22 protein-coding genes are annotated in these 22,081 nt (G+C 48.1%); 2 read left to right on the top strand and 20 right to left on the bottom strand.

From position 1 onward, the window contains the following. Positions 1 to 73 precede the first annotated feature (73 nt). From trhA to JOE49_RS15150, 13 genes are all read right to left on the bottom strand, one after another. A complete protein-coding gene (gene trhA, locus JOE49_RS15210) occupies positions 74 to 724 on the bottom strand; it encodes a PAQR family membrane homeostasis protein TrhA (protein ID WP_023988168.1) in 651 nt (216 codons plus the stop codon). Between the two features lie 162 nt (positions 725 to 886). Further along, complete coding sequence (gene ftsY / locus JOE49_RS15205; RefSeq protein WP_068940638.1) at positions 887 to 1,903, bottom strand: signal recognition particle-docking protein FtsY; 1,017 nt, start codon at positions 1,901 to 1,903, stop codon at positions 887 to 889. A 38-nt stretch (positions 1,904 to 1,941) separates the two neighbouring features. Further along, complete coding sequence (smc, locus tag JOE49_RS15200) at positions 1,942 to 5,511, bottom strand: chromosome segregation protein SMC (protein ID WP_209941734.1); 3,570 nt, start codon at positions 5,509 to 5,511, stop codon at positions 1,942 to 1,944. 256 nt (positions 5,512 to 5,767) lie between these two features. Next, a complete protein-coding gene (gene rnc / locus JOE49_RS15195; RefSeq protein WP_013309856.1) occupies positions 5,768 to 6,466 on the bottom strand; it encodes a ribonuclease III in 699 nt (232 codons plus the stop codon). A gap of 12 nt (positions 6,467 to 6,478) precedes the next feature. After that, positions 6,479 to 7,717: a beta-ketoacyl-ACP synthase II gene (gene fabF / locus JOE49_RS15190; protein WP_023988165.1), complete on the bottom strand. Its 1,239-nt coding sequence runs from the start codon at positions 7,715 to 7,717 to the stop codon at positions 6,479 to 6,481. A gap of 228 nt (positions 7,718 to 7,945) precedes the next feature. Continuing rightward, positions 7,946 to 8,179, bottom strand: a complete 234-nt coding sequence (locus JOE49_RS15185; RefSeq protein ID WP_007429985.1) for an acyl carrier protein — start codon at positions 8,177 to 8,179, stop codon at positions 7,946 to 7,948. A gap of 107 nt (positions 8,180 to 8,286) precedes the next feature. Beyond that, complete coding sequence (fabG, locus tag JOE49_RS15180) at positions 8,287 to 9,036, bottom strand: 3-oxoacyl-[acyl-carrier-protein] reductase (protein ID WP_023988164.1); 750 nt, start codon at positions 9,034 to 9,036, stop codon at positions 8,287 to 8,289. 51 nt (positions 9,037 to 9,087) lie between these two features. Then, positions 9,088 to 10,032, bottom strand: coding sequence for an ACP S-malonyltransferase (gene fabD, locus JOE49_RS15175; RefSeq protein WP_160790178.1), 945 nt, complete (start codon positions 10,030 to 10,032; stop codon positions 9,088 to 9,090). 81 nt (positions 10,033 to 10,113) lie between these two features. After that, a complete protein-coding gene (locus JOE49_RS15170) occupies positions 10,114 to 11,103 on the bottom strand; it encodes a beta-ketoacyl-ACP synthase III (protein WP_023988162.1) in 990 nt (329 codons plus the stop codon). Between the two features lie 8 nt (positions 11,104 to 11,111). After that, positions 11,112 to 12,104: a phosphate acyltransferase PlsX gene (gene plsX, locus JOE49_RS15165; protein ID WP_160790862.1), complete on the bottom strand. Its 993-nt coding sequence runs from the start codon at positions 12,102 to 12,104 to the stop codon at positions 11,112 to 11,114. After that, positions 12,088 to 12,684 (bottom strand): transcription factor FapR, encoded by a 597-nt coding sequence (fapR, locus tag JOE49_RS15160; protein ID WP_007429980.1) that lies wholly within the window; start codon positions 12,682 to 12,684, stop codon positions 12,088 to 12,090. The genes plsX and fapR overlap by 17 nt, the downstream gene beginning before the upstream one ends. A 282-nt stretch (positions 12,685 to 12,966) precedes the next feature. Then, entirely contained in the window at positions 12,967 to 13,140 is a 174-nt protein-coding gene (rpmF, locus tag JOE49_RS15155; RefSeq protein ID WP_007429979.1) for a 50S ribosomal protein L32, read from the bottom strand. A 187-nt stretch (positions 13,141 to 13,327) separates the two neighbouring features. Next, positions 13,328 to 13,846 (bottom strand): YceD family protein, encoded by a 519-nt coding sequence (locus JOE49_RS15150; protein WP_023988160.1) that lies wholly within the window; start codon positions 13,844 to 13,846, stop codon positions 13,328 to 13,330. Positions 13,847 to 14,201: 355 nt separating this feature from the next. On the opposite strand from JOE49_RS15150, the gene JOE49_RS15145 reads away from it, so the two are divergent. Further along, on the top strand, positions 14,202 to 15,437 hold the full coding sequence (locus JOE49_RS15145) for a nucleotidyltransferase (RefSeq protein WP_209941726.1): 1,236 nt from the start codon (positions 14,202 to 14,204) through the stop codon (positions 15,435 to 15,437). On the opposite strand, the gene JOE49_RS15140 is transcribed toward JOE49_RS15145, so the two are convergent. After that, positions 15,427 to 16,458, bottom strand: a complete 1,032-nt coding sequence (locus tag JOE49_RS15140; RefSeq protein ID WP_209941725.1) for a YlbL family protein — start codon at positions 16,456 to 16,458, stop codon at positions 15,427 to 15,429. The two genes, JOE49_RS15145 and JOE49_RS15140, sit on opposite strands and share 11 nt — an antisense overlap. A gap of 199 nt (positions 16,459 to 16,657) precedes the next feature. On the opposite strand from JOE49_RS15140, the gene JOE49_RS15135 reads away from it, so the two are divergent. Beyond that, positions 16,658 to 17,941, top strand: coding sequence for a nucleoside recognition protein (locus JOE49_RS15135; protein WP_209941723.1), 1,284 nt, complete (start codon positions 16,658 to 16,660; stop codon positions 17,939 to 17,941). Here the strand turns inward: JOE49_RS15135 and coaD are convergent. The 6 genes from coaD to JOE49_RS15105 form a co-directional block, all read right to left on the bottom strand. Next, on the bottom strand, positions 17,904 to 18,425 hold the full coding sequence (gene coaD, locus JOE49_RS15130; protein WP_013309846.1) for a pantetheine-phosphate adenylyltransferase: 522 nt from the start codon (positions 18,423 to 18,425) through the stop codon (positions 17,904 to 17,906). The genes JOE49_RS15135 and coaD overlap by 38 nt on opposite strands. Further along, positions 18,418 to 19,059 (bottom strand): 16S rRNA (guanine(966)-N(2))-methyltransferase RsmD, encoded by a 642-nt coding sequence (gene rsmD / locus JOE49_RS15125; RefSeq protein WP_028542741.1) that lies wholly within the window; start codon positions 19,057 to 19,059, stop codon positions 18,418 to 18,420. The genes coaD and rsmD overlap by 8 nt, the downstream gene beginning before the upstream one ends. Positions 19,060 to 19,373: 314 nt before the next feature. Continuing rightward, a complete protein-coding gene (locus tag JOE49_RS15120) occupies positions 19,374 to 19,496 on the bottom strand; it encodes a cyclic lactone autoinducer peptide (protein ID WP_023988155.1) in 123 nt (40 codons plus the stop codon). 5 nt (positions 19,497 to 19,501) lie between these two features. Then, positions 19,502 to 20,017 (bottom strand): accessory gene regulator ArgB-like protein, encoded by a 516-nt coding sequence (locus tag JOE49_RS15115; protein ID WP_023988154.1) that lies wholly within the window; start codon positions 20,015 to 20,017, stop codon positions 19,502 to 19,504. Continuing rightward, positions 20,010 to 20,642 carry a hypothetical protein gene (locus JOE49_RS15110; protein WP_023988153.1) on the bottom strand — a complete coding sequence of 211 codons (633 nt, stop codon included), beginning with the start codon at positions 20,640 to 20,642 and terminating at the stop codon, positions 20,010 to 20,012. Before JOE49_RS15110 ends, JOE49_RS15115 begins: the two co-directional genes overlap by 8 nt. A 171-nt stretch (positions 20,643 to 20,813) precedes the next feature. After that, the gene (locus JOE49_RS15105; protein ID WP_071558895.1) at positions 20,814 to 21,932 is read right to left on the bottom strand and encodes an acyltransferase family protein; all 1,119 of its coding nucleotides are present in this window, start codon (positions 21,930 to 21,932) and stop codon (positions 20,814 to 20,816) included. Between the last annotated feature and the right edge of the window lie 149 nt (positions 21,933 to 22,081).

The raw sequence follows: 22,081 nt of genomic DNA, 5'->3' as shown, positions 1-22,081 counted from the left end.
CCTTGTCATACAAAAAAAAGCCGATCCACTGCCCTTAAACGGAAGTACGGATCGGCTTTTTGCCCACTGTTACTTAAACCCTTACTGGAGTAAGATACAGCAGAACAGCCAGAAAGTGAAGTATGCTGCCTGCTAAAACAAACAGATGCCAGATCGCATGGTGATATGGAAATGCCCGCCACACATAGAAAATCGTGCCCAACGTATACATAAGACCACCTACGAACAATAACGTCATCCCTCCGGCGGGAACAGTCGCAACCAGAGGATTCCAGGCAATGGTGATGAGCCAGCCCATCACAATGTAAAACACGGTAGACATAAACAGAAAGCGCTTGGTGAAAAACGCCTTGAACAACACACCAAACAGTGCAATCCCCCAAATCACTCCAAACAGCGTCCATCCCATAGTACCTCGCAGTGCAACGAGCATAAACGGGGTGTAGCTACCTGCAATGAACAGGTAAATGCAAGAATGATCGAATATTTCGAACAAATCTTTCATTTTCCCTTCACGCAGGCTATGAAGCAACGTTGAATTGGTGTACAACAGCAACATCGTAATCCCGTAAATCGTAAAGCTGACGACATGCCAAGTGGTTCCTTTCATGCTAGCAAAAACAATGAGCAACACAAGCGCTGCTACGCTTAAAACGGCTCCAATTCCATGTGTAATGGCGTTGGCTACTTCTTCCCGTCGGGAGTAGGTATAGGTGTTTGCCATCGGTTTTTCACCCGGCTTCCTGATTTATATTTTACATACAAGATACATTACATATACGGCATCGACAGACTTCTTGCTTTCATTATACATCTGGGCGAACTTGAGCAGCAACAGGATGGCTACTTAGTCCCAAACGTAGCATGAAAGCCTACTTTAAACGTATCAGTTCTGTTCTTCCTCACCTGTAGCAGTTGCTTCGACCGTCTCTTCCTGAATCAACCCCGCAAACAACGCATGAACGAATTGCTCGGAATCAAACGGTTGAAGATCATTCACTTTTTCACCTAAGCCCACCAGCTTAACAGGCAAATTCAGCTCCTGACGGATGGCCACAACAATTCCGCCCTTCGCTGTACCATCCAACTTCGTTAGTACCAGCCCGGTTACACCGCTTTTCTCACCAAACAGCTTGGCTTGGTTAAGTGCATTTTGTCCAGTCGTCGCATCAAGTACCAACAACACTTCATGTGGAGCATCTGGAATTTCGCGTTGAATCACACGGAAAATTTTGTTCAGTTCCTCCATTAGATTGCTTTTATTCTGAAGACGTCCTGCGGTATCACACAACAAAACATCCACTTTACGCTGCTTGGCAGCCTGTACGGCATCAAACATAACTGCAGCCGGATCGGAACCGGATTGCTGCTTAATAACCTCTACACCTGCCCGTTCGCCCCATACCTCCAACTGTTCAATCGCACCCGCGCGGAACGTATCCCCAGCAGCCAACAATACTTTTTTGCCCTCTTGTTTAAAACGGTGAGCTAACTTGCCAATGGTTGTTGTTTTGCCGACGCCATTGACTCCCACGAATAAAATGACTGTAATCCCGTCAGGATTCATTTTGAGCTGACTATTGTCATTACCCCGCAGCAACTCAGACAGCTTCTCCGACAATACAGGCTGTAACTCGGATGCGTCCTCGATTTTGCGCTTTTTCACTTCTTCTCGCAGGTCTTCAATGAGGTTCATAACCGTGTTGACGCCTACGTCCGCTCCGATCAGAATTTCTTCCAGTTCCTCATAAAATTCCTCATCAATCTTTTTACGGCGAATCATCAAGTCTGTTACTTTTTCAACAAAACCTTTACGTGTTTTTTCCAAACCATCTTTGAACTGTTTTGTGACAGATTCAGTTTTGTTTGCAATGCTTTCCTTCAATTTCCTAAAGAAACTCATGGATTCCCTCCGTTGGTCTGAAAGTATGTTATTTAATGTCAGGCAATCTCAGCTTCATCGTTGTCCAGCTTGACAGATACGAGTTTGGAAACCCCGCCTTCCTCCATCGTAACCCCGTACAGCACATCTGATTCTTCCATTGTGCCCTTGCGGTGTGTGACTACAATGAACTGTGTCTGCTCCGAGAATTCTCGTAAATACTGGGCAAAACGCACCACGTTTGCTTCGTCCAATGCAGCCTCTACTTCATCGAGTACACAGAATGGAACAGGTTTAACGTGTAAAATGGCAAATAGTAACGCCATCGCTGTTAACGCACGCTCACCGCCCGACAGTAGCTGCAAGTTTTGCAGTTTTTTTCCCGGTGGTTGAGCTACGATGTCGATTCCCGTCTCCAGCAAGCGTTCCGGGTCAAGCAGCACGAGATCAGCACGTCCGCCTCCGAACAGCTTGGAGAATACCGTTCCAAATTCGCGCCGAATAGCATCGAATGTAGTCTTAAAGCGTTTGGACATTTCTTCATCCATTTCACGAATAACCTGATAAAGCGTTGTCTTGGCCTCCACCAAATCAGACTTTTGCTCATCAAGAAACGTATAACGCTCATGCACACGCTGGTATTCCTCAATGGCACCTAGATTCACCTCACCTAACGCGGAAATACCACGTTTGAGCCTTTCTACCTCACTCTGCGTACCTTCAATATCTTCAGGTATAGGGTAACGCTGCTTGGCTAACTCATAGCTGAGTTCATAATCATCACTTAATTTTTTCAGAACATTTTCCAGTTCCACATCAAGTCGATTTACTCCAATTTCCGTTTGACGAAGCAACTCCTCCACTGACTTGAGCTGAATTCGCTGTTCTTTCGTGTCGTTCTCAGCCACTTCCAGCTTTTTGGACAAGCTACTGCGTGCAGCCCGCTTGAATTCCAGTTGCTGTGCGGCTTCTTCCTTTTTCAAACGGTATTGATTGAGATTTTCAATCTGCTTCACGGTCTCCTGCTCATTGGTCAGCAAATCTGCTTCGATGGAAGCAAGCAAGGTCTTGTTTTGTCTCGAATCCTTACCAAGAGTATCATAATCCCCACGCAATCTGCGCAGCTGCTCTTCCAATGAAAAGCGCTCCTGGTCCAGCTTTCCTTCTCTTACCTTGAGATTCGTGAGCTCTCCCTGCAGCTGCTCTTTGGCAGATTCGTTGGCTTTACGGGCGAATTCGGCAGCGTGAATGGCCTGATGCGTTTTCTTCTCTTCTTCCTCTAGCGCAGCCAACTTTACCAACGCTTCTTCACGGGAAGTTTCCAGCTCCTTGATTTCCTGATCAAAGCCCTTTTTCTCCTGACCAGACGCAGCGACCTGCTCCAGAACATGACGAAGTTCATGCTCTAGTTGCTTGAGTTCCATTGCCATCTGCTGCTCTTCACCGCGCTTCACATCGCCGCCCTGGCGCAACTCATCCAGACGGATCTGTGTCTCCTCCAACTGGCGTTTGGTATCTATTGCACTCTGGCGCAACCTTGCAATTTGCTGCTCCGTATCTACAATATCTTGATCCAACTGATCTAGCTGACGCTTACGTCCAAGCAGATTAGCATTTTTCTTGAACTGGCTTCCCCCAGTCATGGAACCCCCTGCATTGACAACATCGCCTTCCAAAGTGACCACGCGGTATCTATATTGGCAACGGGCCGCAATACGGTTTGCATCTTCCAACGTACGGGCAATGACCACATTCCCCAAGAGACTGCCTACAATTCCGGCATATCGATCATCATACTGAACAAGATCTGCACCGATCCCGACAAAGCCTTCAGCGCCTTCTGCAATTTGGCGTTCCCCCGCACCGATTTGACGCGGGCGGATAACATCCATAGGCAAAAATGTCGCTCTGCCCAGTTGACGTTGCTTTAGAAAACTGATCGCCTGTCTGGATACGGATTCATTTTCCATCACGATATGCTGAACTGAAGCACCCAAAGCGGTCTCCATCGCCTGCTCTAAATGCTCAGGCACTCGAATCAGCTCCGCTACCGCTCCATGTACACCGTGCAAGGTTTCTTTTCGTGCAGCCTTCAATACCTCTTTAACTCCAAGCATGAAGCCGTCAAAGTCATCCTGCATTTCCTTCATCGTATCTCGCCGTGAAATTAGAGCCTCTCGTTTTTGTTCCCATTTACGAACCGTACCCTGGTTTTCTTCCAGAAGTTTTTGCAGGGCTTGGTACTTTTCACTTCCCTGAATATAGCCACTACGCAAACTACTTATTTCCTGCCCTAGCTTCTGAACAGCAGCTTCCAATCCCTTTTTGCGCTGTTCAAGCTGTACTTTCTGGGCTTCCCATTTGCCGGATTCGTCACTTACGCGAGTCACACGCCGTTCCAATGCTTCCTTCTGTTGGTCTGTATAACGAATTTCGTTACGGGCCTGTGCCATTTGATTCATCAGCTCCAGCAGACCACCCTTTAGGCTTTCTTCCTGCTCCTGGCTGATTCCGCCTGTAACACCAATCAGTTTGGCTTCTTCGTCAGACAGCCGCCCACGCAACTCGTCAAGCTCTACATTCAGTGCAGACAGCTTTTCGTTCAGTTGATCCAGTTCACTCCTGCGCTCGGAATGCCGTGATTCGCTTGTGCTAAGTGATAAGATCAATTGTTCCCGATTAGCCTCCAGATTGCGTGTGCGCTCTTTGAGCAATTCGCCGTAGCCTTCACTTTTCTCCGTCGCTTCACTGTATTGCAGCAGATCCCTTTGCAACCGCTCTACTTGCTCCTCCAGCTGGCGTAATTCGTTGCGGTCGCTTTCCAGCATCGCATCGTGGCGGGACACCACCGTAGACAACTGAAGTTGCTCCTGCTGCAGCAAAGCTAGTTTGGAAGTCGCATCGCTCCACGAAGTATGAATTTGTTCAATTTGATGGACGTACATTGAAATTTCTTTGGATTTCAATTCACCGCGCAGCTCTTTAAAATGAATCGCCTTTTCAGACTGCTCCTTAAGCGGTCCAATCTGATCCTCCAGTTCACTAACCAAATCGTGAATACGCAGTAAATTTTGCTCCGTTTCATCCAGCTTGCGAACCGCATCTTTTTTACGCGATTTATACTTTACGATACCCGAGGCTTCCTCAAAAATACCTCGACGATCCTCAGATCGGGTACTCAGAATTTCTTCAATGCGTCCCTGTCCAATAATTGAATAAGCTTCTTTACCAATCCCTGTATCCATAAACAGCTCTGTAATATCTCGGAGTCTGCATGATTGCCGATTAATGAAATATTCACTATCCCCACTTCGATGTACACGTCGCGTTACCGTGACTTCACCAAAATCCAGAGGCAACGCCTGATCTTCATTATCCAACGTAAGCGATACTTCACCGTAATTAACAGCCTTACGAGCATCACTACCCGCAAAAATAATGTCCTCCATTTTGCCGCCACGCAGTGATTTGGCACTCTGTTCGCCAAGCACCCAACGAATCCCGTCGGAAATATTACTTTTTCCGCTTCCGTTGGGTCCGACGACTGCCGTAATGCCGCGGACAAATTCCATTTCCGTTTTATCTGCAAACGATTTGAAGCCCGCCAGCTCAATGCGCTTTAAAAACATGCTCAATCTCACCTCTAACATTTCAAATATGCTTGTACAACACCGTACACCTGATTGATATGAATTATCCCTATTGTAGCATAAACTAGCTTGTATAAAGCACAGTACCGACACTCACATTACACCAGCAAAGCCACGAAAAAAGAGCAAAACGCAGTCCATTCGCCATTACGGGCCGGGACTCCCCGCGGACTGCCCTTTGCTCTTACTTTGTGTCCCCTGCTTGCGTAACCCGTCCGGGCTGCTCAGGTACCGATTACGATTCTGCCAGCTTCAAACGGTTTAAAGCTACTGCCGCCGCTTGCTGCTCAGCTTCTTTTTTGGAGCGTCCCGTACCTGCCCCTAGCCGTTCGCTGTCCATATATACCTCAGCTACAAACTCGCGCTCATGGGCTGGTCCGCGCTCCTCTACAATCTTGTATTCAAGCATCCCCATGTTATGATGCTGCGTCAGTTCCTGAAGCTCTGTTTTGAAATCACTCATCTGAAGCTTACCGTTTAATACAATTTGAGGAAAAATATAACGTTCCAGAAACGACCGGACGGCCTCCAGACCCTGATCCAAATAAAGCGCACCTACGAACGCTTCGAATACATCAGCCAACAGAGCCGGACGAGTACGTCCACCTGTCAACTCTTCACCTTTTCCAAGCAGTACATATTGCCCAAACTCAAGCCCGACAGCAAACTTCACCAGAGAAGGCTCACAGACAATAGCTGCACGCAGCTTGGTGAGTTCGCCTTCGGGTCGGTTAGGGTACTGATTGTACAATTGCTCGGACACCGTCAGTTCCAGAACAGCGTCACCTAAAAATTCAAGACGCTCATTGTCTGCATGCTGACTGAACCGATGTTCGTTTACGTAGGAAGCGTGCGTAAAGGCCTGCTTCAGAAGCTGCCGATTGTTGAATTGAATATGAAGTTTCTGCTGTAATTGCTTCAAGTCTCCACTCAACGAACTGACCCCTTATGCTTCATATTTTTTTAGAATAACCGTAGCATTGTGACCGCCAAAACCAAAGGAATTGGACATAACCACATTCAGTTCCGCTTTTCTCGGCTTATTAGGTACATAATCAAGATCGCATGCCGGGTCTTGATTATCCAAATTAATCGTTGGCGGAATCGTCTGATGCTGAAGGGCGAGACCACAGATCACGGCTTCAACGCCGCCCGCTGCACCCAATAAATGCCCTGTCATCGACTTAGTTGAGCTGATCGCTACCTTATAGGCATGCTCTCCCAGCGTTTTCTTGACTGCTTCCGTTTCGGATTTATCACCGACTGGCGTAGATGTACCATGTGCATTGATATAATCAATCTCTTCAGGATTCAATCCAGCATCACGGATCGCCATTCTAATGCAGCGTGCTGCTCCCTCTGGATCAGGCTCCGTCATATGATGGGCATCGCCAGAAAGACCGTAGCCAATCACTTCACCGTAAATACGCGCACCACGCTTCAAAGCATGATCCAACGATTCTAGAATAAGAACACCAGAGCCTTCGCCCATAACAAACCCGTCTCTTTCGGTATCAAAAGGACGGCTTGCCTTTTCAGGCTCGTCGTTACGCGTTGACATTGCTCGCATGGAACAAAATCCAGCCATACCAATCGGACGAATAGTCGCCTCAGCTCCTCCGCAAATCATGGCGTCTGCGTCACCACGCTGAATCATGCGGAAGGAATCACCAATAGCATGACTGCCCGTGGCACAAGCCGTAACCGGTGATGTATTGGGGCCTTTAGCACCGAGTGAAATTGACACTTGACCGGAACCCATATTAGCAATCATCATCGGGATGAAGAAAGGGCTTACGCGTTTAGGTCCTTTTTCAATCAGTGCGTTGTGCTGATCCTCCCAAGTTCCCAATCCACCAATACCGGAACCGACAGATACACCAACACGCTCAGCATCCGCATTTTCTCCGATTACAAGTCCGCTGTCCTCAAGCGCCAATTTACTAGCAGCAACCGCAAACTGCACAAAGCGGTCCATTTTACGCGCATCCTTACGTTCAATATAATCCTCTGGATTAAAATCTTTAATGGAAGCGGCTATTTTCGTAGTGTACTCACTTGTATCGAAAGCTTCGATTTCACTGACGCCGGATTTTCCAGCCATCAGATTATCCCATAGTGTGTTCAAATCCTGTCCCAGCGAAGTGATTACACCCATTCCTGTTATGACAACACGTTGTTTCAAAGATAATCACCTCTATGTCTACTGCATATTGTATTTTAAGACCGCACTCTCTTGTGCGTAAAAATAATATAGAATCAACTAAAGTTAGTAATGCCGCATACTCCTCAGCCTTTGACTAAGTGAAGCTGAGCCAGACTCAAAAACACGCGGCAATTCCGTCTTTAGTTCAATCTGTATAATTAGGAGAAAGTCCCGCCTGTAACAGAACGGGACTTTTGATGACATGAATTAGGTATGAGATTGTATGTACTTCACAACTTCACCTACAGTTGTAATTTTCTCTGCATCTTCATCAGAGATTTCCATATCAAACTCATCTTCCAATTCCATTACCAATTCAACTACATCGAGAGAATCAGCGCCTAAATCATCTTTAAAAGATGCTTCAAGTGTAACTTCGGCTTCGTCGGCTCCCAAACGGTCAACGACAATGCGTTTTACGCGCTCCAATACATCGGACATCCGGCTCACCTCCTCTTAGGTATTATACGAAAATTACAATTAAAATGCCATAGAAGAGAGTTTTCATTGACAACTCTTCATCGGGGCATGCGGATTGCAACATGCTACTACATATACATGCCGCCATCCACATGCAAAGTCTGGCCCGTCATATATGAGGAAGCATCCGAGGCCAAGAACAGCACCACGTCAGCAATTTCCTCAGGCCGTCCAAGACGGGCCAGCGGAATACCGCTCAGCATATTGTCACGCAAATCATCAGCCAGTACCTGCGTCATCTCAGTATCGATGAATCCAGGAGCCACACAGTTCACTGTAATACCTCTCGAAGCAAGCTCTCGAGCAGAGGATTTGGTAAGACCAATTACCCCTGCTTTAGCAGCAACGTAGTTGGCTTGGCCTGCGTTGCCAAGTACACCAACCACGGAGGAGATATTGATAATTCGGCCAGAACGCTGCTTCATCATTGGACGTGTTGCCGACTTAAGACAATTAAACACACCCTTCAGATTCGTTTCGATCACCTGATCGAATTCCTCTTCCTTCATGCGCATGATTAAATTATCTCTTGTTATGCCGGCATTATTCACCAGGATGTCAATCTTGCCCCAAGCGCCAATCACATCCTTGATCAACTGATCTGCTTCGTCAGCGCGACCGACATTTGCCTGAACTGTAATAGCCTCTACACCTTTGGCACGAATCTGCTCTGCTACCTCAGTCGCAGCCGCTTCACTACCAGCATAGTTTACCGCCACATTAGCACCTGCTTCAGCCAGCGCCAGCGCAATACTACGGCCAATTCCGCGCGACGCTCCCGTAACGAGCGCCGTTTTTCCACTCAATGGCTTAGACATCATAGTCCCCCCCTTGCAAGTATATAACCCGTTAAGGCAATGATTATACTTTTAACGGGCCTCCAAGGCTTCCGTTACAGAAGCAAACGACTCCAGGCTACTTATATTATACAGCTTAACCGTTTTGTCGATTTTTTTAACCAGTCCAGTCAATACACTTCCCGGTCCAAACTCAACAAAGGTGTCAACACCTTGTTCTAGTAGCCATGCTACACTGTCTTCCCACAGTACCGGAGAATAGACCTGATCCACCAACAGTTGGCGAACTTCGCTCCCCTCACGTACAGGTTTAGCTGTTACATTAGCAACAACCGGAACCTGAGCTTTCGAGAAAATTACAGCCTCCAACTTGCCGGAGAGCTTGGTCGCTGCTTCCTTCATCAATGACGAGTGGAAAGGACCGCTAACCTCCAGAGAAATAGCGCGCTTGCCTCCTGCTTCCTTCACACGTTCAGCGACAGCAGCTACGCCCTCCTTCGTACCAGATACAACAATTTGTCCAGGACAATTGATGTTGGCTAGTTCGACCAGTTGACCAGACTCCGTAATATCACGGCACAATGCTGCCAATGCTTCACGATCAGCTCCCAACACAGCAGCCATCCCGCCTTGCCCATCAGGAATGGCCTGCTCCATGAACTCGCCACGTGTACGAACGATTTCAACCGCATCCTCAAATGCGAGGACACCGGAAGCGACTAGCGCGCTGTATTCTCCTAGACTGTGTCCAGCCACATAATCGGGATGAATGCCCATTTTTTCCTTGAACGCTTCATACAACGCAATGCTCGCCGTTAACAGTGCAGGCTGCGTATTGGATGTTTGCTTCAAAGCTGTGTCCGGCCCTTCAAAAATCAGTGTGCTTAGTGCGAACCCTAACCGTTCGTCCGCTTGGCGAAATACTTCTGTTGCAGCTGGAACTGCTTCATAAGCATCTTTAGCCATACCTACAGCTTGTGAACCCTGACCGGGAAATATAAATGCCGTTTTGCCCATCGTGTATGCACCTCTCTGTATCCAATGCTTGTCCTGTAAAACACTACACAAATTCAATATTATATCAAAAATTCCATCTTATTACCAGACAAGAACCGACGCTCCCCAGGTCAAGCCACCGCCAAAGCCCACCATTAATACACGGTCGCCTTCCTTCATGCGGCCTTCCTCAGCTGCTTCCACAAGAGCGAGAGGGATTGATGCTGCCGATGTATTCGCATATTTATGAACATTAACAACTACCTTTTCCTCTGGTAAATCCAGACGTTGCATAGCCGATTGGATGATGCGAACATTGGCTTGATGCGGAACGAACAGATCAATATCATCTTTGGACAGCCCTGCTTTTTCCAACACATCGACCGTTGCCGTTCCCATAACACGAACCGCGAACTTGAACACTTCGCGTCCGTTCATGTAAATATAGTGCTGTTTATTTTCCAGTGTGTCTGCACTCGCAGGCAAACGCGAGCCTCCTGCTTCCAACTTGAGTAAGCTGCCTCCGGCACCCTCAGCCCCGAGATCAAAGGATTGGAATCCTCTACCTTCAGGCACTTCGCCAATCACTACAGCTCCTGCACCATCTCCGAATAGAACACAGGTATTGCGGTCGGTATAATCTGTAATCCGAGAAAGACAGTCTGCCCCAATGATTAATGCATTATTATAGATACCTGTCTTAATGAAGCTCGTTGCCGTAGCCAGTCCGTATACAAAACCCGAGCATGCCGCAGACAAATCGAAAGCTGCTGCGCCTTTGGCTCCCAATTTGTCCTGAAGAATGCAGGCAGTTGACGGAAACGCCATATCCGGTGTAACCGTAGCTACAATAATTAAATCCAGATCCTGTGCCGTCATACCCGCGGACTCCAACGCCTTAATTGCTGCTTCATAAGCTAAATCAGATGTAGCCTGCTCTGGAGCCGCAATATGGCGCTCCTGAATCCCTGTACGGCTGACAATCCATTCATCACTTGTTTCTACGATTGCTTCCAAATCTTTATTGGTCAGAATTTTCTCAGGTACGTATTTCCCTGTTCCGATAACACCAACCGGCCGTAATTTATTCATATCGTCACTCACTTCCTGCTGATTTCCTTGGATATACTTTCTACCAATCGGTTTTGCAAGGCCGTACGAGCCTGCCTTACCGCATTTTTGACGGCAACGCCGTCAGACGAACCGTGACTTTTCAGGACGAGTCCACTCAAACCCAGCAAAGGAGCCCCGCCATGCTCTTTATAATCCAATTTACCTTTCAGACTGCGAAGCTCAGGCATAATCAAGGCTGCCGCAAGCTTGGTCTTCAAGGATTTGGTGAATTGCTCTTTTAAGAGAGAAAATATGGCTCCGGCTGTACCCTCCAGCGATTTTAGCATGATATTTCCAGCAAATCCATCGCACACCAGTACATCGCAATTCCCGGTTAACACATCTCTCGATTCAACATTACCCACAAAATTGACAGGTAACTGCTCAATAAGTGGATATGCCAACTTCGTCAGTTCATTGCCCTTCCCAGCTTCGGTCCCCACATTCAGCAGACCCACCCTTGGAGAAGTCACACCGTGAACTTTCTGACGATACAAGCTCCCCATCAGTGCATACTGGGCAAGATGCTCAGGCTTGGCATCCATATTGGCTCCCAAGTCCAGCGCCAGAATACCCTGATCATCTATCGTTGGTATCATCGGCGCGAGAGCCGGACGTTCAATGCCTTCCATTCTTCCAACCACCAGCAACCCTGTGGTCATTAGCGCGCCTGTATTACCTGCGGATATCATGGCATCCGCTTCGCCTTCTCTGACCATTCGACCAGCTACGACCATCGAGGCATCCTTTTTACGGCGCACTGCCTTTACAGGCTCGTCCTGCGCATCTATCATTTCGGATGCATGGCGAATGCTGAGGTTCGTCGGCAACGCCCTACCGTTCAGAACCGATTCAATTCGTTCCAGGTCACCAACCAGCGTAATGTCCGTATCCTTCCATTCCGCTGCCGCAGATAGCGCGCCCTCTACTGTCGCCTCAGGAGCATTATCTCCCCCCATGGCATCAATGGCGATCCGCATGCTGACTTCCTCCTTCGCTATACTCTTCCTCCGTGGAGCGATAAATGACAAAGTTGCCTTGGAACACCATTTCTTCTCCTACGTAGGCAAAGACTTCCACTTTAGCCTTCCCTTTTTGTTCTGGATTTGAGCGTACATATGCCTTGGCAATGCACTTCTCACCTAAATGAACCGGGCGGACAAAGCGTATATCCGCTGATGCAGTCAATGCTATCTCATCATTAATCACGGCAACGGCCAATGAATTGGCCTGAGCAAATACATAATGCCCCCGCGCAATGCCAGTACGCGAAAAAATATGTTCCTCTTTAATCTCAAAAATCGAAATACCGCTTCGATCCAACTGTAGATCAACGATATCCCCGATCACTTCATGCAAAGGCAAGGAACGAACCTGGTCGTAGGAGCGCTCAGCCATCAGCTTTAGCCGTTCCCGCAATTCTGGGATTCCCAGTTCCATCCGGTCCAGCCGAATAGTCTGAATACTTACCTTCAGCTGTCTTGTCAATTCCTGATCCGTTACGAACGGATTATCATCAATTAATTGAGTCAGCCGCTGCTGTCTCTGTCTCTTCGGCAAACGTTCGATGTCAGTGACGCCTCCTTTCCCTACAATAAACTGTCGTTCAGACGACAGTTCGGGTTACTTTACTTCACTTTCTAACGGCGAAACTTCAAGCCGATTTGTCTTCTTGTATGTATAAAGGAACCTCTTCGGCCCTTCTTTCTTAGAACCTGGTACTAAAACAGTATATAGCATGCTGACGTAAAAAGGAAGCATGCAGACAAAAAAAAGTAGCGCCTCACTGAAGTGAAGCGCTACTCTTCCTGCGAAGATTCCAAAGAATCCGCTTATCGGACATTATTGAGAGATGATCTCTCTAGCTTTGTACGTTCCGCAAACTTTGCACACATGGTGAGCAAGTTTCAATTCGCCGCATTCGGAGCATTTCACCATACCTGGTACTGCCAGTTTAAAGTGAGTACGACGTTTGTCGCGACGAGTTTTGGATGTTCTCCGTTGAGGTACTGCCATTATTCCCACCTCCTTAACCAGATCACCCCCGCATAGCGGGTATGACTTCTTATCTCATTCAAGACTGAAAGAAAATGCCAGAAGCAATTATCTTACAGCCGGTGAATCAAGCCTGCAACATCCACGCATCGGTTCAGTAACTCTCCGGCACAAGCGGATGATGATTTTTCAGAATTGAACTCAATTCTCATTTAAAAAAATCCTTAAGCCCTGCCAGACGCGGATCAATCTTTTCCGTATCGCCATCGTTACTGTCATCGGAGCCAATACTCCAGTTTTGTCCGGTCTTTGGTGCGATTCCCTGACAATCCTCACTGCACAAAGGCGCAAACGGCACATGCAGTACAAACAGTTCTTCACAATACGGTGCAATGTCGAAGGAGTCCTCCGTCACTGCGATAAAATCGCCATCTTCATCCTCCTCTTCAACACTCGAAGAGGTTTGCTTGAACCGTTCACGGAATTCAATCTTTAAATCCTCGTGCATCGGGCTTAAACAGCGTGAACACAGCATGTCCAGACCTGCGGTCAACGTGCCTTCCACGCTCATCAAGCCTTGACCCAGACTAACGGCGACCAAGTCGGTCTCCAGCGGGGAAACGGCCGTAACATCAGCACGATCATCCACCAATTCACTCACATTAAGAGATTCACGGATAGGAAAAGGACCGTCACTTGTTGCTACTTTTCGAAAAAATAGTTGCATCACTATCACTCCAAACAAACAAAAATTATTATACCGACTGATCGAGTCGTTTGTCAACACCTTTCACTTTACACCACTCACAAATCCACTGGTTTTCCAATGGTTCGACAAGTTTTATGCAGAAGCAAAAATGCATTGTGCTAAACATGTACCGATGAGTATTCGTACCCCCGCCACTCTTCGTGTACAATAATGCGAGTATAAAGCTTTTTCGTCCAGGTCTCAATGGTCTTGTTCATGCCGACGATGAAAAACAGTATAGCTGCCCTGAAAACAATCATTCACGGGTACTTAACCATTATTATCAAAATAGTTACCCAATAAGTTACTTTAAGAAAGGAGCCGACATACGGTCTTGAAAACACTCGGTATGATTGTAGAGTACAATCCTCTGCATAACGGACATGTCCATCACTGGGAGGAGTCTCTTCGCATCACTGGTGCACAGCGCACAGTGGCTGTGATGAGCGGCCCTTTCCTTCAGCGGGGCGAACCCGCGATTACAGACAAATGGTCCCGAACCGAAATGGCACTCGCCATGGGTGTGGACCTAGTTCTGGAGCTGCCTGTGGCCTATGCCGTCCAGCCTGCAGAATGGTTTGCCCGCGGAGCGGTCGCCCTGCTCCATGCGACGGGCATCGTCGACGCGCTCTGCTTCGGTAGCGAGAGCGGAGACATCGCCCCGCTGCGCGCGCTGGCCCGCGTGCTGGCGGCAGAGCCGGCCGAGCTCAAGGCCGGCATCGCGCAGCGCCTGAGCAGCGGCACGAGCTATCCCGCTGCCTACGCGGGAGCCGCAGCCGCGCTCGCGGCCGAAGGAGCGGACGGCGCTGCGCTCGCCGCCCTCATGCAGCAGCCCAACAATACGTTGGGGCTGCATTACTTGATTGCGCTGGAAAGACTGGGCAGCACAATCAAGCCCTTCACGGTAGCCCGCACAGGATCGGGCTACCACGAAGCCGTGGCCCCTGCGGACGGAGTCATCGCCAGCGCCACGGCCATCCGCCGTCTGCTGCTGGACGGCGGGCCGGAGGCCGCGTCGCTCTACATACCTGCGGCGACACTGGAGATTTTGCGGCGCGAGTGGCAAGCTGAACGCGCGCCGCTGCACTGGGAAGCGTTCAGCCAGCCGTTGCTGAACGCCCTGATCACACGTAGCCCGCAGCAGCTGGCGGAGCTGCACGAGGTCACCGAAGGGCTGGAGCATCGTCTGCGGCAATCGCTGTACACGCTCCCTCAGCCTTCTGTGGAGGCCCTGCTCACCGCGATCAAGACAAGGCGCTATACTCGTACGAAGCTTCAGCGGATGTGTACACATATTTTGCTGAATCATGCCAAAACCGATATGACTCCTGCTGAGCTGGCGAAAGGTCCGGGCTATATCCGCGTGCTCGGCTTTAACAGGGCTGGACGCGAGCTGCTGGCACGTATGAAGCAGACAGCCACCCTTCCGGTATGGGTCAAGCTGTCTGCCGGATCATATCCTCAGCTGGACTGGGATACAGCCGCAGCCGCCATACACGCAGCCGGGATGCCACGTCCCGCCATCCGCGACATGTATGCTGATTACTTGCGACCGCCCATTATGGTTTGATGGGCAGCTTTTCCATATAATTCAGCGCATCGCCAAGCTTGCGAACCGGAACAAGCTTCATCCGGGTTCCCATTTGCTCAGCTTTGGCCTTCGCCTCTTTATAATTATCCGCAGGGACGAAAAACAAATCCGCACTCTGACGGTCAGCAGCAACTATTTTATACTTTGCACCACCAATCGCTCCAACCTGACCGTCCTTATCAATAGTACCCGTACCGGCTACACGATATCCCTTACTCAGATCACCTGGTGTCAGTTGGTTATAGATTTCCATGGTAAACATCAAACCTGCCGAAGGACCGCCAACATCCGTAGATGTAAAATGAATCGTTTTACGTTCATCCTTCGGCTCTACCTTCTGTACCGTGGCAATACTGACGCCAAATCCAGAACGTTGCTTACCCGTTTCACTGTCCATGATGGTCGTTAAGGGAGCTTGAACGATCAGCAACTTACCATCGCGCTTTAGCTTCACTTTAGCCATTTTTCCCGATTTTTCGTCCTCCAAAGCCTTCCGAATGGAACGATTATCGGTCACTCGCACGCCGTTCAGCTCCAATATTTCATCTCCAGGCTCAAACACGCTGTTCGATCCCGGGACCTTAAATACATACACGTAATCTGGCACAATGCGATAGGGAACATGGGCACGGGTGTAGGCAGCCTCCATCGCGGAAGATTGGGAATCCCCCATATACCATACCTGCTCTGCCGCATATTCGTCTTCACTTCTTCCATGCAGACGATCCTCTTTGCGCTGAATCTCCGAATTGCGGTCCAGCTTGGACAGGCCCAACATAATAACATTGGCATAACGCGCCGATACCGTCGTCATCATAAAGGTCCCCCGTTCGATGCTGTCACCCTCCCGGACTTTAACCATCAGTTTGATCTCATTAGCCCCACCTGGTCCATAGATCAGATAAGGGGTTGGCATATAGACCAGCACATAGACCATTGCAGCCAGCATTAAGATATAACCGGTTGTAAAAAAAGCTCTTTTCCGGTTTATTCGTTTCATTGCTTCTCCCCCCCTTGCAGCCTAACTTCTCCTATTTTATCCAAGTGCCTCTGCGCCACCTGTTCTCAAGCCTTCCGAAAAAGCATACATTGTTTACGACAACGTATACGAACAACCTATCCCAAGACAACGAACATGAATAAACACTGGAGACAGCATCCCACTCTCCTTAGTATATTTATGAGAGGTGAATTCTTTGATGCAAAAGGAAGCCCATTCCGCTCCTTATTGGACAACCATACTGCTTGGCCTTGGAGCCATTTTGCTTGTACTGGCTGTTGTCGCCTCACCAGAAGAAGTATTTCAAGCCTCTACTCAAGGCCTTAAGCTATGGTGGAGTATTATTTTCCCAGCCATGCTGCCTTTTTTGATGCTGTCCGAAATGCTCATCGCCTTTGGTCTAGTACATGGACTAGGTATCCTGCTGGAGCCGTTTATGCGATCCTGGTTCCGTCTACCCGGGCGAAGCGGCTGGGTGTTGGCCCTCGGCCTGACCGCGGGATTCCCCGCTGCAGCGGAAGCGGTGCGCCAATGGGCACAACAGGAGGATATGACTGCGTTTCAGCTTCGACGTCTAACCTCTATCGCTCATTTCTGCAATCCGATTACCATCCTGCTCGTCATCGGGACAGGGCTACTGCACAATGCTACCGCAGGCGTGATGTTACTTGCAGTTCACTGGATTTCCGGGCTGCTGGCAGGCTGGATCACCGCCAGACTACCTGTATCGTCCAAAGAATTGCAAAAACGGGAAACGCCAGCTGCCCTACGGCGCACCTCAGTTTCCCGTACTTCTCCCTCCCTGATCCGATCCGCATGGGAAGCTACCCGCTCTGCCAGAGAACGGGACGGCCGCAGTTTCGGAAAACTGTTGGGCGAAACCGTATCCCATGCTGTACAGACGCTGATGGTGACAGGTGGATTCATTATTTTCTTTTCCGTACTAATTCGACTGCTGTCCATATACACAGGCCAAGGATCGCTTTCTTTCATATGGCCTGCCTGGATGGAAATCCATTTGGGTTCCTATGAAATCAGCCGTCTGCCCTACGATCTCCGTACACAAGCAGCCCTGATCAGTGCTGTGTTGGGCTGGGGCGGCCTGTGCGGCTGGCTTCAAATTACCGCCGTCACCAGACCTTCCGACAAGGGCATCACCTTCACCCTGTCACGAGTGCTCCATGGGATCATTGCTTTTGGACTTACCTTAGCGACATGGGTCCCGCTTAACCGCATCGTCAGCAATACAACTCCCGCTTACGTCAGTCGCAGTTCTGTGTCTTCTTTTGTGGAAAGCGTAAATGAATCCGCCACGCATCCTGTCATGACCGGAGCCAGCGGCTTACTAACACAAATAGAAGGAACATCTATGTACCCCTGGCAACTAACCGTACTGTCCATTGCGCTGCTGGGTACAATTATAGTTACCCTGCTGGCCTTTTCCTTTATGACTTCATGGTGGAGCCGCCGCGATTCGCGTTGACCTTCGCACGCAGTGCGTCTTCCACCTCCGGTGCCACCAGATCTACAACCTTGCCATCAAAATGCGCAATTTCCTTCACCATACTGGAACTCAGATATGAATAAGCTGGATTGGTCATCATAAAGATCGTTTCCGCATCCGGGTTCAGCTTATGATTTGTAGAGGCTAATTGTAGCTCATATTCAAAATCAGTCACCGACCGAATTCCTCTGACAATAACCTGGGCCCCTTTTTGACGTACATAATTAGCTGTCAGATCACGGAAGCTGTCCACTTCAACGTTCGGGATATCGCGAGTTACCGTTCGCAGTAACTCCATTCGTTCCTCAAGTGAAAACAGCGGATTTTTACTAATATTGTTAAGAACCGCGACAATCAATAGATCAAACTGTCTGGCTGCTCTTTGAATAATATCCTGATGCCCCATCGTCACGGGATCAAAAGTTCCCGGATATACAGCAATACGTGGTTTGTGCTCAATCATGATGGTCCTCCCCGTCTGATTCGCTGATGCCGAATTTGACCCCTCCGGCTTCTGTATGTTCTACGACATCCGACAAAACATCGGCTGCAAAATGATAAATAGATAACGCCGTTTCACCATAAACTGCTTTTCTGACCTGTTCGAACGGCCCGAAGCTTTCCGGATATTCATGTCCCGATTCATACTCCAGCACGATGATTGCATCTGAACGAAGCAAGTTCAACTCAGCCATACGGCTCATTAATTCATCTCCGTGTTTGAGACGATAGGGTGGGTCCAGAAAAACAGCATCAAAAAGAGCTCCACGTTTTGCCAGCACCTTGAGCGCTCGTCCGGCATCATTGCGGAACACTTCAGCCTGTCCTTCCAATCCAGTTTTTCGCAAATTTTCTTTAATGACATCAATGCTTTTGGATTCCATATCAATAAAAACAGCCTTGTCCATTCCCCGGCTAAGCGCCTCTATACCCAGGCCACCACTGCCAGCAAACAGATCAAGTGCGACTCCCCCATCAAAATAAGGACCTATCATGCTAAATAGCGCTTCCTTGACCTTATCCGTGGTCGGCCGCGTCCCTGTGCCGGGAACTGCCTTTAACGGCCTTCCTTTGGCACTACCCGATACCACTCTCACGCTGAAACTCACCTATTTTCTATATGTGTTCATAACCATATAAGATTATGACGCTATCGTACCACATGCACCGCCGTTTGAAAAACTTAGGATGAGGCAGGTATAAAAAACCATTCCCTGGGCATCCTTAGGATATCGGCATTCAACCAATGTCGTAGACAACCGCGGAGAAGACTTACGTTTCCCCATAAGCTCTTCGTCCGGTTTCTCCTCTCCCATTCGGGCGCTCTTTAATGGAGCGCCTGATTTTTTTGCATAAAAAGAAGCTGCTTAATAGCAGCTCTATGTATCATTTTTCTATTTCGGCATTTTGTTTATTTCAGCAGTTCCTCGGGTGTATCCCCTTGATAAACATACACGTAACTCGCCACTGATACAGCAAATGTTGCAAACATAGACAACGATGTAGCTAATCCATATACCATTTTCCTCATCATTCCACTCACCTCCTTCCCCGGATCAATGTTAGGCTCTGGACCAAAAAAGCAATAGCCACTACAGAGGAACCGATTACAAAATTAGTACATACAAGCAAGGAGGATAACAGTCGCAAGAGGGGATAAAATTGTACTGGAATGCGCGACTGCTTTTCAATTCTGGACGGGGCAAAACATAAAACGAGAATGAGAGCTATTCCGGTAAACAGGTTTGTCCACCAACTATTTAAGGCCATGCAGGATATGTAAGTAAAAGCTGCTGAGGTCACCAACACACATGCCATGCCCGTTTTCAAATGAATGCCTCCTGATATTTGGCGCAGCAGGGCGAAAGCGACGAGAATCATTACAGCCTCTACCATCCGCCCCGTGAAGATTGAGGCGAATAGTGTTAACACGATGATCATGGACGCATTCAGAATGAGAGCAAGTGCGTATTTAAGTACCGCGACAGAGGCCGGATGATCAGGCACAGTACGTTTGATCTGGTTAGCAAGTTTGAAAGCCATCGCTTCAATCATCCCGGTATTCCTTTCCGATTGCATAATAGATGAAAAATCCCGAAACCAGTGCAAAAAATATCATATTTAACCATACCTCGTTATAGTAGAGCACAATAGAAGTTGAAATGAGCGACAGGATAATCAGCGTGATGACAATTCCATATTCCTCTTTGAACTTTAGCTTCTTGAAATTAGGGGAAAAGCCGATCCCTTTTCGATACAACATCAATGAAATAAGCAGTCCTACTGCCGCGCTTACCACTTGTAGCAGATAGCCCTTCAAGGACCCATCCTGCAGCTCAGAAACCGGAAGGTTGCCGAACATGACTTTTAGGAATACCGACTGAACAACGGCATATGCAAAATAACCTGTAACCGTCATAATACCGGACCACACAATCGGAATCTTCACGACCGTAGCAAGTAAAAAAATAAAAAGCAGCATATTTACGACAGGCACCAAATACGAAAAGGAAAACTCCTCTCGGAGCATATAACTTTGCAAATTCATAATCAGGTTAACAAAAATGGCCTGCCATAGATAAGGGGTCATTTTAACTTTAAAAATACTCAAAATCAGCGCAAAAACAGCTACTCCCTCAAGCGTGGAGAAAAGCAAAAAGCCGATTGGCTTCAAAAGCATGCGTGCATCTCCTTTACAATTCCAACAAACCTCATCGGTGTATTCAAAAACTTGGATGTACATCGAATATAAAGGGCTGGGAGCTACTTTTCAAGAGGTCTTTTCAATTATTTCATAGATTTATTCAAGCACTTCAACCAAATGTTATCGGATGCTGTTTCAAGTTGCAGCTTAGGCAACACTTTCTTTGACCGAATCTCCCTGCTTGTGCACAGGCTTCATACGTGAGATAAGCTTTTTCCCCCAACGGATGCCGGGCTGTTCAATCCACGAGTAGGTAAACCAGGATAGTCCGATGGTGAATAGCAACGTCATGATAAACATAAGTGTGAGGCTGACTAGGGGAGCAAAAGGTAGTTTAACCTGTACGATTAGTCCCAGAACCAGCATATGCGTCAAATACATGCTGTAGCTAAGGCGGCCGATCCATGACCACACCCGATTAAGCAGCCAGATCGGCTGCCAGTGATACAAAGCATACGCTCCCAGCAGCAACCCGACACCTATGAGATAATCGGTCATGCCTCCAAAAAACGCAAATAGCACAGAAACCAGCAGCCAACCTCCACTGACCCGGTCTATACTTTTCCAATGCCGCTCGTCTTTCCAAATGAAAAACAACAATATACCTAGCCCAAAGACAGGCAATTGATTCGGAAACCATAAATACAGATAGTGCCCCCATAAAGAGTGATCACTAATCCACGGATATTGAACAAATACCGTATTTAGCCCGAAGCTTACCACAAGTGCCATCACAACAAACCAGGTCGCATGGCGGACTGATCGAATCAGCTTAAATAATAGGGGGATAAACAGATAAAACATACATTCCACCGCAATGGACCATTCCACACCAATAATGCTGTTGATCCAGTACGGATTCAGACCATTCAAAAACAGGACATGAGCTGCGATATTGGCGGCAGTGACTCCCTCCTGATCTCCAAGCCAAAATCGTGGACCTGTCCCGTTCACAACCAAATAGATTCCTAACATCACGTAATACAAAGGAGCAATCCGAAAAAAACGACGCAACAGGTAAGCTGAAATTCTTTCCCTCTTGTCACCCGAACGTCTGCTCAAGGATAAAAATAGCGTAAAAGCGCTGGCCATATAAAATAAAGCGACACCTTTAGCTCCTATACTCAAGCCTTTTTGCAACCATCCGTTTAATCCGTCCACATGCTGGCTGACATGCACAAGTAAAACTCCAATAATAGCCAGCGCCCTCAGCGTATCTACAAATTGCAGTTTGTCATCTTCCATTTTCCCCTTGGCTTCGGGCATCGTATCCCTCCATAACAGTCTCGAATGATACATTTCGTATCTATAATACACAAAATGTATCAACAAAGTAAATATCTCCGTTATGCAAAAAAAACACCCTCCGACCGCAAAGAAATGCGGCCAAAAGATGTTCATTTTGTCCTTGCTAT

Origin of the sequence: Paenibacillus sp. PvR133, assembly GCF_017833155.1 — a bacterium.
Classification (GTDB): Bacteria; Bacillota; Bacilli; order Paenibacillales; family Paenibacillaceae; genus Paenibacillus; species Paenibacillus polymyxa_B.
The sequence above is the reverse complement of the archived record's forward strand: the minus strand, read 5'-3'. Positions and strand labels throughout refer to the sequence as shown.